The organism is Pusillimonas minor (genome assembly GCF_014237865.1).
Taxonomy (GTDB): Bacteria; Pseudomonadota; Gammaproteobacteria; order Burkholderiales; family Burkholderiaceae_B; genus Neopusillimonas; species Neopusillimonas minor.
Genome location: NZ_JACJUU010000003.1, coordinates 142,373 through 156,022, shown reverse-complemented (window position 1 = coordinate 156,022; position 13,650 = coordinate 142,373). Strand labels below are relative to the sequence as shown.

Genomic DNA, 13,650 nt, shown 5'->3' with positions numbered 1-13,650 from the left:
GTACGGCACAACGTGTTAACTGAAAAGGCGCACAAAGTCATTAAAAAACGCCAGACTCATGAGCGCAGCCAGTAACCCCAGGCCAACGCGCTGGCCTTGTTCAAGCCAAGCGTCGGGGACAGGCTTGCCGCGTACAATTTCAAGCAGGTAATACATAAGATGGCCGCCGTCCAACATGGGTATGGGCAGCAAATTCAAAACGCCGATACTAACACTGATCAGCGCCAGAAAGCCGATATACGCGGCCAGACCAACGCGCGCCGATTGGCCCGCATAATCGGCAATGGTGACTGGCCCGCTGATATTACGCACCGAAACATCGCCTGTAAGCATGCGGCCCATCATTTTGAGCGAAAACCAGGCCGTATCTACAGTGCGCTCGAGGCCGCGCCACACGCTTTCGAGGGGCCCGTAACTGACCGACACCATAGGAAAATCGGCCCCCAGCATGACCCCTACCCGTCCCACGGTTTGCCCGTCGGGGCCGGCTTCGGGGCGTGGGGTAACAGTAAGCGAAAGTGCGACACCATCGCGCAGCACCGTGACCGGCAGTGGCTGGCTGGCGCTGGCCTGCACCTTGTCGACAAAGGCTTGCGGGCCAGGTTCGTCGAGTTCGCCCACGCGCACAATAAGGTCGCCGTCTTGCAAACCTGCCGCTTGGCCTGCGCCGCCGTCAATGACCTGACTGACCTTAAGCGTGGGCGTATGCAACGCCAACCCGGCTTGTTGCAAGGGATCTTCCGTTTCGGGGGTAATATTGGCCGCCGGCAAGGCCAGACTGCGCACTCGCTGCACGCCCTCTGCGGTGCTGACCTGAAGGTCAGCCCGCCCACCGGAGGCAACAAGGTCAAGCAACGACCAACGCGCTTCGCTCCAGGATTGCACGGCCGTATCGTTGACAGCCAATATACGATCACCCGCCCTTATGCCGGCCACTGCCGCCGGCGTATTGGATGCCGGCTCGGCCAGTATGGCCGCAGGCTCTTGCGTGCCTACCATGCTTAACCCGGCATAAAGCGCCGCAGCCAGCAGCAAATTGGCCAGAGGGCCGGCCGCGACAATTGCAAAACGCTGGCCGACAGGCTTCTGGTTAAACGATTCGGCCCGTTGCGCTGCCGTAGCCTGCTCGGGCGGGTCGTCTTGCATTTTGACGTAACCCCCAAGCGGAATCGCTGACAACGCCCATTCGGTACCATGGCGATCGGTACGGCGCACCAGAACACGACCGAAACCTACCGAAAATCGTAGCACCCTGACCCCACACCAACGGGCCACCCAGTAGTGGCCAAGCTCGTGAAAAGTGATAAGAAGGCCTAGCGCGACAGCAAACGCCAGCAAGGTAAACAACATAAAAGCCTAGAAATAGTAGACGCAACGAGACATTTTAACCGGGTGCAAGCAGCGCCCGGTAGATATCTTGCTGGTTTATTTAATAGAGCGCAGCTCGACGGCACAAAGCTTCGGCCCTGGCCCGCGCGGCGCGATCAAGCGCCAGCACGTCTTCTAGCGATGCCGGTGCTTGACCAAAACTTGACGCCAGACTTTGCAGACTGGCGTCGATGACCTGGGCAATGGCCATGAACGAAATGCGTCGATCAAGAAACTGCGCAACCGCCACTTCGTTGGCCGCATTTAAGGCTATACAGGCCCCCTGCCCCGCGCGCAAAGCATCGAATGACAAACGCAAGCACGGAAAGCGATCGAAATCTGGGGCTTCGAAATCGAGACGCCCCTTCGCGGCCAAATCGAGCAACCCGACACCACTGGCAATACGATTGGGAAAGCCCAAGCCATAGGCGATTGGCGTACGCATATCGGGCTGGCCCAGTTGCGCCAGTACCGAACCATCGTCGTACTCGACCATTGAATGCACCACGCTTTGCGGGTGCACCAACACCTGAATACGATCGGCCGGCATGGCAAACAGCCAATGGGCTTCTATGACCTCCAACCCTTTATTTAGCATGGTGGCCGAATCGACGGAAATTTTCCGGCCCATGCTCCAGTTGGGGTGGGCGCAGGCTTGCTCGGGCGTCACGGCGGCCAGATCGGCCAGCGGGGTGTTACGAAACGGCCCACCCGATGCCGTCAATACCAGCCGTCGCACGCCGCGGGCCGGTGCCGTCGGGGCACTGGCCCGGTCACCATGCGGCAAACACTGAAAAATAGCATTGTGTTCGCTGTCGATGGGCAGTAGTTCGGCACCGTTGTCGCGAACCGCTTGCATAAACAAATTGCCCGCCGCCACCAGCGCCTCTTTGTTGGCCAACAGAACGCGCTTGCCCGCCTGCGCAGCAGCCAATGCAGACGGCAAGCCCGCCGCCCCGACAATGGCGGCCATGACCGTAGTGACAGCAGCGTCGGCGGCCGTGTCGACCAGGGCCTGGGCCCCAACGCGTACTTCTGGCATGGCGCCGGGACTACGGCCCCACACCTGGCCGAATTGCCGGGCCGCCGCATCGTCGGGCACCACAACCACGCGGGCACCGGTGCGTGCGGCCTGATCCGCCAGTTTTTCGATGCGACTATGCGCCGTCAGGGCGTAGACAGAAAAGGTATCGGGGTGACGGGCAATGACATCGAGCGTACTTTCGCCGATGGAACCCGTAGCGCCAAGAATACAAACAGACTGCATGCCACTAAACCCCTACAAGCAACAACGCCAGCGGGGCAACCGGCAACAAAGCATCGATGCGGTCGAACACGCCGCCATGCCCCGGCAACAAGCCGCTGGAATCTTTAAACCCGGCGCGTCGTTTGAGTAAAGACTCGAACAGGTCACCCACGATGGAAATAGCCCCCAGCAAAATGGCAAAGCCCAGTGCGACGGCAAAGGACCATTGCTGCAGAAGGTCGGCCCCGAATGTTCCGGGCCAAATGCTGCTGGCCATCGTCCAGGCTGTAGCGGCGACAACCCCGCCGAAAGCGCCTTCCCAGGTCTTGCCGGGGCTAACGCGAGGCGCCAGTTTGTGACGACCAAACGCCTTGCCACAAAAATAGGCGGCGATATCGGCAAACCAGATGAGCGCCAACAACGACACCAAGTACCAGGGGCCTTTATGCAGCAGCAAGATAATGACTGACAGCCAAGTGGCCAGCAAAGCAACAACGGCCGCAATGCTGTAGAAAACACTGGATGCCGGGCGCTGTGGATCACCGCGCACCACAGAAGGCAAGGCAACGCCGAGCCAAAACAGAACCGTTACCCACAACAACGGCCATAATGCAACATTGGCCGCGTTGATGAGCAGTTCTTGACCTATAGGGGTAAACAACACCGCCGACGTCGCCACCATAAAAACAGCGCCCGCCAGCCAGGCCCAGGCAGAGACGCAGCGTGGCAAGGTAAGACGTAGCCACTCCCAGAGCGCAGCGGCCGCAGCCAACCCCAAAACAAGGGCCAACGGCCAGAATTGCGGCGCCAGCACGGCAGCCAGCAGTATGGCCAGCATCACGACGGCGGTAACAACGCGCTGAGCCAGCATAAGCAAGAGCCCCTTAATATTTTGATTTTTTGGCCAACTGTTCGCTGGTGCGCCCGAATCGCCGCTCGCGCTGACGATACCAGTCAAAAGCCAGGCCCAGGGCGTCGGCATCGAAGTCGGGCCAGTAGGTTGGCGTGAAATACATTTCGGTATAAGCCAACTGCCAGATCAGGAAGTTCGATACACGTTGTTCGCCGCCCGTGCGAATGAACAGATCAGGCTCGGGTGCCCAAGCCATGCTCAGGCGTTCGGCCAACATCGACTCGGTGATGGCATCCGGCGTCTGGGCCAGTTCGGGGTGATCTTTCAGTAATTGCCGGGTTGCCTGCAGAATATCCCATCGGCCGCCATAATTGGCCGCGATGGTCAGGTGCAGAACGTCGTTGTGGGCGGTTCGAGCCTCGGCAGCCTTAATAAGATCTTGCAGACGCGGCTCGAAGGCAGACAAATCGCCCACCACCCGCAATCTAACCCCCTGCTCGGCCAGTTTGCCCACTTCCTTTTCGAGGGTCTGAACGAACAGGCGCATAAGTAGAGACACCTCTTCTTGCGGCCTGCGCCAGTTTTCGGAACTGAACGCAAACAAGGTCAGGTATTTAACGCCGGCCCGGCCACAGCCTTCGATGGCACGCCGTACTGCCTGCACACCCCGCACGTGGCCGGCTGTGCGCGGTAAAAACCGCTGCGTCGCCCAACGGCCATTCCCGTCCATAATGATCACCACATGGCGTGGCGTATCGGTGGCGTCGGGAATAGACTGCGTCGAGCTGACTGACATAGGCACTGAAGATACGGAGTGATAAGACGACGGTTGACTACACCGTCATGATTTCGGCTTCTTTTTGGGCAACCAGCTTGTCGATCTCGGCAACGTGCTTGTCGGTCATTTTTTGAACCTCATCTTGCAGACGGCGCTCGTCGTCTTCTGAGATTTCTTTGTCTTTGACCATTTTCTTGGCCGAATCGTTGGCATCGCGACGCAAATTACGGATAGCCACTTTGGCGTCCTCGCCTTCGGAGCGAACCACCTTGGTCAGATCACGGCGGCGCTCTTCGGTAAGTGCCGGCATGGGAACGCGGATATTGTCGCCCATAGACACCGGGTTAAGACCCAGGTCGGAATCGCGAATGGCCTTTTCAACAGGGCCCACCATGTTCTTTTCATAGGGCTGCACACTAAGTGTACGGGCATCGACCACGGTAACGTTGGCGACCTGCCCAACCGGCACGGGCGAACCGTAGTATTCGACCAGGACGTGATCGAGGATACCGCCATGGGCACGGCCGGTACGGATTTTGGACAGGTTGGTCTTGAGCGCGTCGACACTTTTGTTCATGCGCTCTTGTGTAGATTGTTTGACTTCTGAAAGACTCATTTCCGTTCCTTTATCAGACGTGTACCAGGGTGCCTTCGTCTTCGCCTTGAACAACGCGGGCAAGCGCGCCGGGCTTGTTGATCGAAAACACCTTGATGGGCAATTTCTGGTCGCGGCACAGCGCAAAAGCCGTGGCGTCCATCACTTCGAGACGACGCACAATGGCTTCGTCGAAACTGATGCGATTGTATCGGGTGGCGTCGGGATCTTTGTTGGGATCTGCGCTGTAAATGCCATCGACCTTCGTGGCCTTCAGGACAACTTCGGCACCGATTTCGGCACCGCGCAATGCTGCGGCGGTGTCGGTGGTAAAGAAGGGGTTACCCGTACCTGCAGCAAAAATAACAACCTTGCCCTCTTCGAGGTAACGCAAGGCTTTGGGGCGAATGTAGGGTTCGACCACCTGGTCGATATTAAGTGCCGACTGAACACGGGCGTCGAGGCCCCGATTTTTTAAGGCATCTTGCAAGGCCAACGCATTCATGACAGTGGCCATCATGCCCATGTAATCGGCCGTCGCGCGGTCCATACCCTGGGCGCCGGGGGCTACCCCGCGAAAAATATTGCCGCCGCCAATGACAATGGCCAGCTCAATACCAAGTTTGGCGACCTCGGCAATATCTTCGGTCATGCGCAAAATGGTACTGCGATTGATCCCGTAAGCGTCTTCACCCATCAGCGCTTCGCCGGACAGTTTAAGAAGAACACGCTTGTACGATCTGGTGGTCATAAGAATTTCCTGTAGAAACAGCCCGTAGTGTGGCCTGATGCGTGACAATGCCCAAGCACGTTTGTGCCCGGGCATTATGACACTACTTGCATGTTACGCCGAAACAGGCGCAACGCAGAAGTTGAGTACGCTTAGTTGCCGGCGGCAGCAGCAGCGACTTCAGCAGCGAAGTCTTCTTGCTTCTTCTCGATGCCTTCACCCACGACATACAGGGCAAAGCGGGCGATAGAGGCATTCTTTTCTTTCAGCATCTGTTCGACCGACTGCTTGTCGTTCTTGACGAAAGGCTGCGACAGCAGCGTGACTTCTTTCAGGAACTTGGCCACGGCGCCTTCGACCATTTTGGTCACGATATCGGCGGGCTTGCCCGATTCTTGTGCTTTTTGCTCGGCAACCGAACGCTCTGCAGCGATATCTTCGGCAGCGACGCCGTTGGCATCGAGGGCTTTGGGCTTGGTGGCTGCAATGTGCATGGCCAGATCTTTACCAACTTCTTCGGCGCCGGCGAAGTCGACCAGAACGCCAATGCGGCCGCCGTGAACATAGCTGGCCAACTGGTTGCTGGTTTCAAAACGCTGGAAGCGGCGAACCGACATGTTTTCGCCAATTTTACCGACGAGTTCGGCACGAACGGTTTCGACCGTACCAGCACGGAAAGCCATATCGGACAAAGCGGCGACGTCGGCCGGGTTCTTCTCGGTGATCAGTTGTGCCAGGTCGTTGACGAACGCGATGAAGTCGTCGTTTTTGGCAACGAAGTCGGTTTCGCAGTTGACTTCGACAACGGCGCCTTGCTTGCCATCGGCAGCAATGAACAGGCCGATCAGGCCTTCGGCCGTAATACGGCTGGCGGCTTTGCTGGCCTTGTTACCCAGTTTTACACGCAAAATTTCTTCGGCACGGGCCAGATCGCCTTCGGCTTCGGTCAGTGCTTTTTTGCATTCCATCATGGGCGCGTCGGTTTTCTCGCGCAATTCTTTAACCATCGATGCGGTAATTTGAGCCACAGTTTTCTCCAATTCAGTAAAAGACGCCCCGGGTTAACCGGGGCACGAGTCAGTAACAGCGGGGCCGCACCAAGCGGCCACAACGGGCATTACTCGCCGCGCTCTTCCTCGACCTCGACGAACTCTTCTTCGCCTTCAGCCACTTCTTCAACCAGGCCGTTCAGGCGCTGCTCGCGGCCTTCGAGGACGGCGTCAGCCATGCCGCGGGCGTACAACGCAATGGCTTTGGCAGAGTCATCGTTACCCGGAATTACGTAGTCAATACCTTCGGGCGAGTGGTTGGTGTCGACAACCGCAACCACCGGGATACCCAGCGTGCGGGCTTCGGCAACAGCAATTTTATGGTAGCCGACGTCGATGACAAACAGCGCATCGGGCAGCGTGTTCATGTCTTTGATACCACCAATGGCCTTGTTCAGCTTTTCGAGTTCGCGTTCGAACATGAGCGCTTCTTTCTTGCTCATTTTTTCGGTTGCGCCTTCGGCTTTCTGGGCTTCCATGTCTTTCAGACGCTTGACCGAGCTTTTGACCGTTTTGAAGTTGGTCATCATGCCACCCAGCCAGCGGCTGTCGACGTAAGGCATGCCGCAACGGGCTGCTTCTTGGGCGACCAGTTCGCGGGCTGCGCGCTTGGTACCGACGAACAGTACGTTACCGCCACGAGCTGCGGTTTGACGCATGAACTTTGCGGCTTCTACGTACTGGGCAACAGTTTTTTCGAGGTTGACGATGTGGATTTTGTTACGCTGACCAAAGATGAACGGCGCCATCTTGGGGTTCCAGTAACGGGTTTGGTGGCCAAAGTGCACACCAGCTTCAAGCATTTCACGCATCAAAGACATTTAAACTCTCCAAGGGTTTGGTCTTGTACCCAACCTGTATTTGCAAGCGGCCCGCTGGCCTGGACTAAACTAGCCAGACCAAGGCGTTGATAAACGCCGGTTTGGGCCCCGTGCAAACACCCTAAGGTGGCCGGGCACGCGATTTAAAATAAACAAAGGTGTTTTCCTGACTTTTAAAAGCTTGGCTGCCAACCACTACAAACCCAGCCACTACAAACCCAACCATTAAGACCCAAATACTTTTTGGTTTAGCTTCGACTTAAAAAGTACCTGGGTAAAATTGCTCTGGGTTTAACGCAATTAAGGTTTCGGTCTGGGTTTTCACCCCGGCCTCGCCAACCAACGCATCGCCAAATTCAGGAAAGCCTATAATTCTACTATCTTTTTACCCATAGGCTCAAGTTGCACATGACCACCCCTTTAGTCACCGACCCAATCGACCTGGATAAAATGCGTGCGGCCTGCCAGGCGGCAGCCCAAACGCTCGACTTCCTGACGCCTCACGTTAAACCGGGTATCACTACCGGCGAGCTCGATCGCCTTTGTGTCGACTTCATTACCAACGAACTGAAGGTCAAATCGGCCACTATCGGCTATGCGCCGCCGGGCTACCCACCGTTTCCGGGCGCTATTTGCGCGTCGGTCAACCATGTTATTTGTCATGGCATCCCGGGCGACAAGGTATTAAAAAATGGCGACATCATCAATATAGATGTCACCGTGATCAAAGACGGGTGGTTTGGCGACACCAGCCGTATGTTCTTTGTAGGCGAGCCCTCTATTTTGGCGCGCCGCCTGGTCGAAACCACCTACGACTGCATGTGGCTGGGTATCGAGCAAGTCAAACCCGGCAACAAGCTGGGCGACATCGGGTCGGCCATACAAAAGCACGCCGAAAAGCAAGGGTTCTCGGTGGTACGCGAATACTGCGGGCATGGCGTCGGCCAAAAGTTTCACCAAGACCCGCAAATTTTGCACTACGGCAAGGCGGGTACCGGCATTACACTTGAACCGGGCATGATTTTCACGGTCGAACCCATGATTAACGCCGGGCGCCGCGATATTCGTCAATTAGCCGACGGCTGGACAGTCGTTACGCGCGACCACAGTTTGTCTGCCCAATGGGAACACAGTGTGCTGGTCACCGACACCGGCTACGAAATACTTACGGTATCGCCTGCCATGCCGGCCCCGCCGGCCTTTGTGGCGCAACAGTAACTCGGGCCGCCGACACACACCAGAGACTACCCACGACCTGGTCTGTGCAGCACAATATAAAAGTTGTCGGCAAGCCGGTTTCACCCCTTAATTTTTTGCCAGCGAAAATGACCCCTGCCCGCCTGAGCGACCTGAGAGAACACTACACCCAACGGCGCCGGGAGGTCATTGACAGCTATCGGAAGCACCTGCGGCCCGAAAAGTTGCTGGGCGGTTTGCGGCGGGTAACCGACCAGACCCTGCGCGATATTTTAAAAATCAATCCGCTGCCGCCTGGTGCCTGCCTGGCGGCAGTAGGCGGGTATGGCCGGGGTGAGCTTTACCCATATTCCGACATTGACTTGCTGATACTGCTGGCGCACGAACCAGACAGCGCGGACCAGATCCGGCTAGAGGCACTGGTCACCGCCCTGTGGGACCTGGGCTTCGACGTCGGGCATAGCGTACGCACCCTGGCCGACTGCCAACGCGAAGCCGCCAACGACATTACTGTTGAAACTGCGTTAATGGAAGTTCGATGGCTGGCGGGCAGCAAGCCGCTGCTGGCGTCACTGCAAGCAACCATGGCCGAGCAGCGCGACCCGCAGGCGTTTTTTCAGGCCAAGCGCGCCGAAATGCAACAGCGCCATTCGCGTCATCAAGACACGCCTTATTCACTTGAGCCCAATTGCAAAGAGGCGCCCGGCGGCCTGCGCGACCTGATGGTTATATTATGGATAGCTCAGGCATCGGGTATTGGGCAAACCTGGCAAGAAATTGGCCAGACCGACCTGCTGACCCCGGCCGAGTACCGCGCCTTGCGCCGCGCCGAACTGGCTTTTAAACGGTTACGTATAGAGCTGCACCTGCTGGCGGGGCGACGCGAAGACCGCCTGCTATTCGACTTGCAACCCGCCCTGGCGAAAGTTTACGGCTTTGAGGCCACCAAAACACGCCGGGCCAGCGAACTGCTGATGCAACGCTATTACTGGGCGGCACGCGTAATTAACCAGCTAAACACCATCTTGATGCAGACATTCGAAGAACGTTTGTTTGCCTCGCCCGCTGTCAAGGCGATCCCGGTCGACGACGACTTCAGCGTAATTCATAACCGGCTGGATATCCGTCGCCCCGATGCCTTCGAGCGTAACCCCACCCTGCTGCTTAAAGCCTTTTTGGCCGTACAAGAACGCCCCGAACTAACCGGCCTGTCGGCCCAGGTGATGCGTGCCATGTGGCATGCCCGCCGTCTGATCGACACCCAGTTCAGACGCAACCCGGTCAACCGTTACCTGTTCATGCAAATACTGCAGCAACCGCGCGGTATTGTTCATGCCCTGCGCCGCATGACATTGCTCAACATTTTGCCGCGTTACCTGCCCGAATTTCGCAAAATTGTGGGGCAGATGCAGCACGACCTGTTCCATGCCTACACCGTAGACCAGCACACCTTGCGCGTCATACGCAACCTGCGCCGCTTTACCATGCCCGAACATGCGCAAGAGTACCCACTGGCCAGCCAGTTGATTGCCGACATGGACAGGCATTGGCTGTTATATATAGCAGCGCTTTATCATGACATTGCCAAAGGCCGGGGCGGAGACCACTCGGAGCTGGGCGCTAAAGATGTCAAACGCTTTTGTCGTCAGCATGGTGTGTCGGCTGACGACACCGATCTGGTTGTATTTTTGGTACGCGAACACTTGACCATGTCGACGTTTGCGCAAAAGCGCGACTTGTCCGACCCGCGCACCGTGCACGAATTTGCCCGAAGAGTAGACAGCGAAAGACGACTGGCCGCGCTTTACTTGCTGACTGTGGCCGACATTCGCGGCACCAGCCCAAAAGTATGGAATTCGTGGAAAGGCAAGCTGCTGGAAGACCTTTACCACCTGACGCACGACGCGCTGGGCGGCACGCCGCCCGATACCGGTACCGTATTGGCGCAGCGCAAAGAGGCTGCAGCCGCCGAAATCCGGTTACTTGGATTGCGTGACGAGGCCCGGGAAACCTTCTGGCGGCAACTTGATGTTGCCTATTTCTTGCGCCACGACGCGGCCGAAATAGCCTGGCACACCCGCCACTTGTACCATCGGGTGGATACCGACGAGCCTGTCGTTAAGGCACGCGTGATTGGCCAGAATCAGGGGCTGCAAATCATGGTCTACATTAAAGACCGCCCCGACCTGTTCGTGGCGATATGCGGGTATTTCGACCAGCACACTTTAAGCATTCAAGACGCCCGCATTCACACCACCCGGCACGGCTGGGCACTGGACAGTTTTATCGTGCTGTTGCCGCAACACGATACCGATTACCGGTCATGGGCCAGCCTGATCGAACACGAACTGGCTGATGCACTGAAACAAAACCAGCCCCTGCCGCCCGAGCGGCCTGTCGACGTCTTACGCAAACGCATGTCGCGCCGGTCTCGCGTGTTTCCGATCGTGCCCAATATTGCACTCGAACCCGACGAAAACTCAAAATCATGGCGGTTGGCCATCACCGCCTCCGACCGACCCGGCTTGTTGTATAGTCTGGCCCGTGTTTTTGCACGCCACGCCATCGACCTGAAAATGGCCAAGGTACTGACCTTGGGCGACCGTGTCGAAGACGTATTTATTATTGAGGGCGATGTACTGGAACACCCTCGCGCGCAACTGCAATTTGAACGTAATTTGCTGGGGCAATTAAGCGATGGCGGGTGATGCTGAATTGCAAACCGTTGTCTGACAATTTTGCAACACATGCAGGATATTGCCTGCATGACGCATGAAGGTAGACCGCGCCTGATTTAGTCATAAATGGCGCTTGCAACAAGCTTTAAATTAATTTCCAACGCGCGTGCCGCCGCACTGAAAGGCATGACGCACATGACCTCTTCTGAATCAAATTGAATATGCTTGCTTCCCGTACCCTGCTTCGCCTTATTGCCCTTCTTTCGGTGCTTGCCGTGGCCATTGCCCTGGTGTCACAGCATTACTTTGATATGCGCCCCTGCGCGTGGTGCGTATTCCAGCGCGTCATATTTATTGCGATTGCTGTGGTTGCCTGGCTGGGTAGCTTGGGTAAGGGGCCAGGCATGCTGCACAAACTTAGCGCCTTAATCACATTATTGTTAAGTTTGGGCGGGGTATTGGCGGCCTGGTATCAATATACCGTTGCCGCCAAGCTGTTCTCGTGCGACCTGACCTTCGCCGACCGCTTCATGGCCCAATCGGGGTTAGAGGCGGCCGTACCCTGGCTGTTTGGCATTTATGCCACCTGCGCCGACGCCCGCGTTCATTTGCTGGGTGTCGAATACGCCATCTGGGCCCTGGGCTTGTTGGTTACCCTGGCGCTTATCAGTGTTTTTGTTGTTTTGCGCCGACGTTAAGTTGTCGTAAAAAAACACCAAAATAGCGTCACAATCGTGGCGCTATTCACCAAAACGTCACAATTACGTTGTTTTTACAACACATCCATGCACAAAAAAGGGTTTACCCTTATCGTCGTCACAAACCCCTGTCCGTACACTCACTTCAACGCTCAAGAAACGTAGTGCTATCAAGCAAATACGTCATGACAAAAACAGCAGTTCAGGGGTAACTCTCAGTTTTTTTGCAGTCGTGTTGCCGGGTTTCCAACCCAACAGCAGTAGCTTTTCTTGGTGCGAAGTTTTTACAGTCCGTAGTAAAGTGACGCAGTTGGTTGCATTACTAAAAACAGTGCCGCCAAACGGCATAAATTTTCATCAACGTTGGAGAACTAACCAATGAAGTTAAAAGCACTCACCGTGGGCCTGGCCCTCTCGTTCCCCGCACTGGTTGCCGCTCAAGGCACCAGCGTGACCCTGTACGGTACGATCGATACCGCTATCAACTACACCAACAACATTGGTACGGCTGAAAACGACTACACCGGCTTCAACACACAAACAAACTCTTGGCCTTCCCACTGGGGTTTGCGCGGTTCCGAAAAAATCAGCGACAACCTCGAAGCAGTTTTCAAACTGGAATCGGGCTTTAACTCGGGGACCGGCAGTTCCAACCAGGGTAGTCGATTGTTCGGCCGTGAAGCCTGGGTCGGCCTGAAAGGCGACTGGGGTCAGGTTGCATTGGGTCGCCAGTACAGCATGCTGTTCTGGTCCATGCTCAACTCCGACATCCTGGGGCCTAATGCTCATGGTCTGGGCGGCCTCGACGGCTACATGCTCGATCGTCGTCAAGACAACGCCATTAGCTACCGTGGTACATTTTCCGGCGTAACCGTTGGTGCACACTACGCCAAAGGCCGTGATGAGGTTACCAGCAACGGTTGTGGTGTCAACTACAATCAAGAAAACGCCTGCTCGTCGTACAGCGCAATGCTGGGTTACGACACAGCCACTTGGGGCGCTAACGTGGCTTGGGATGTCCTCAAAGGCGGCGACGGCACAAACTGGCGTGGTTCGGGGCTTACCAACACCCAAGACGAAGATCGTCGTTTCGCATTCAATGCATGGGCTAAGTTCGACGCTTTGAAATTGGGCCTGGTTTACATCAACCGTAAAACCGACGGCACAATCGGCTCTTCCAGCCGTATCGTAAGCGGCGCCACCCAAACTTATGATTTGGGCGATCGCTCCGACCTCTGGTCATTAGGCGCTGCTTATGCGTTGACACCAGCTGTAACTCTTGACGGTTCGGTCAACTACATCAAGTTCAAGAATGGCGACGAAAGCGCCAAGTCGATGCTTTACATTGCTCGTGTCAAGTACGCTTTGTCCAAACGCACCTCGGTTTACGCGTCGGCTTCGTACGTGAACAACAGCGGCATCGCCAACAGTACAGCAAACTCGGGCTCGATCGGCGCACAGGCTTACAACCCTGCTGCTGGCAACAACCAGACAGCATTCATGGCTGGTGTTCGCCACAACTTCTAATCACTCTGGTGATCCGGTCGGGCTTGTTTCCGGCCGGTTTCACCGGTTGATTAAGGTTTAAAACGAAGTTTTACTTCGTTGCAGTAACAGAAGTACCGTAGATTTGAGTT

Annotated in this window: 12 protein-coding genes; 4 read left to right on the top strand and 8 right to left on the bottom strand. The window is 56.4% G+C overall.

Translation table 11 applies throughout. The annotated features are described in order from the left end of the window. Nucleotides 1-15: 15 nt before the first annotated feature. From rseP to rpsB, 8 genes are all read right to left on the bottom strand, one after another. Entirely contained in the window at nt 16-1,350 is a 1,335-nt protein-coding gene (gene rseP, locus GTU67_RS05730) for an RIP metalloprotease RseP (RefSeq protein ID WP_185779150.1), read from the bottom strand. A 79-nt stretch (nt 1,351-1,429) separates the two neighbouring features. Continuing rightward, nucleotides 1,430-2,635 (bottom strand): 1-deoxy-D-xylulose-5-phosphate reductoisomerase, encoded by a 1,206-nt coding sequence (gene ispC / locus GTU67_RS05725; RefSeq protein ID WP_185779149.1) that lies wholly within the window; start codon nt 2,633-2,635, stop codon nt 1,430-1,432. Nucleotides 2,636-2,639: 4 nt separating this feature from the next. Further along, a complete protein-coding gene (locus tag GTU67_RS05720; protein ID WP_185779148.1) occupies nt 2,640-3,485 on the bottom strand; it encodes a phosphatidate cytidylyltransferase in 846 nt (281 codons plus the stop codon). 13 nt (nt 3,486-3,498) lie between these two features. Then, nucleotides 3,499-4,263, bottom strand: coding sequence for a polyprenyl diphosphate synthase (uppS, locus tag GTU67_RS05715; RefSeq protein ID WP_185779147.1), 765 nt, complete (start codon nt 4,261-4,263; stop codon nt 3,499-3,501). Between the two features lie 37 nt (nt 4,264-4,300). Next, nucleotides 4,301-4,861: a ribosome recycling factor gene (frr, locus tag GTU67_RS05710; protein WP_185779146.1), complete on the bottom strand. Its 561-nt coding sequence runs from the start codon at nt 4,859-4,861 to the stop codon at nt 4,301-4,303. Nucleotides 4,862-4,874: 13 nt separating this feature from the next. After that, entirely contained in the window at nt 4,875-5,591 is a 717-nt protein-coding gene (gene pyrH, locus GTU67_RS05705; RefSeq protein ID WP_093970179.1) for a UMP kinase, read from the bottom strand. A gap of 131 nt (nt 5,592-5,722) precedes the next feature. Further along, a complete protein-coding gene (tsf, locus tag GTU67_RS05700; RefSeq protein ID WP_185779145.1) occupies nt 5,723-6,598 on the bottom strand; it encodes a translation elongation factor Ts in 876 nt (291 codons plus the stop codon). 89 nt (nt 6,599-6,687) lie between these two features. Then, nucleotides 6,688-7,440, bottom strand: a complete 753-nt coding sequence (gene rpsB, locus GTU67_RS05695) for a 30S ribosomal protein S2 (protein ID WP_185779144.1) — start codon at nt 7,438-7,440, stop codon at nt 6,688-6,690. A gap of 408 nt (nt 7,441-7,848) precedes the next feature. Here rpsB and map point away from each other — a divergent pair, with 408 nt between their 5' ends. The 4 genes from map to GTU67_RS05675 all read left to right on the top strand — a co-directional run bounded on the left by map (nt 7,849) and on the right by GTU67_RS05675 (nt 13,540). After that, nucleotides 7,849-8,658: a type I methionyl aminopeptidase gene (gene map / locus GTU67_RS05690; protein WP_185779143.1), complete on the top strand. Its 810-nt coding sequence runs from the start codon at nt 7,849-7,851 to the stop codon at nt 8,656-8,658. 107 nt (nt 8,659-8,765) lie between these two features. Then, nucleotides 8,766-11,345, top strand: coding sequence for a [protein-PII] uridylyltransferase (locus GTU67_RS05685; RefSeq protein ID WP_185779142.1), 2,580 nt, complete (start codon nt 8,766-8,768; stop codon nt 11,343-11,345). A gap of 191 nt (nt 11,346-11,536) precedes the next feature. Next, a complete protein-coding gene (locus tag GTU67_RS05680) occupies nt 11,537-12,013 on the top strand; it encodes a disulfide bond formation protein B (RefSeq protein ID WP_185779141.1) in 477 nt (158 codons plus the stop codon). Nucleotides 12,014-12,391: 378 nt separating this feature from the next. After that, the gene (locus tag GTU67_RS05675; RefSeq protein ID WP_185779140.1) at nt 12,392-13,540 is read left to right on the top strand and encodes a porin; all 1,149 of its coding nucleotides are present in this window, start codon (nt 12,392-12,394) and stop codon (nt 13,538-13,540) included. Nucleotides 13,541-13,650 lie beyond the last annotated feature (110 nt).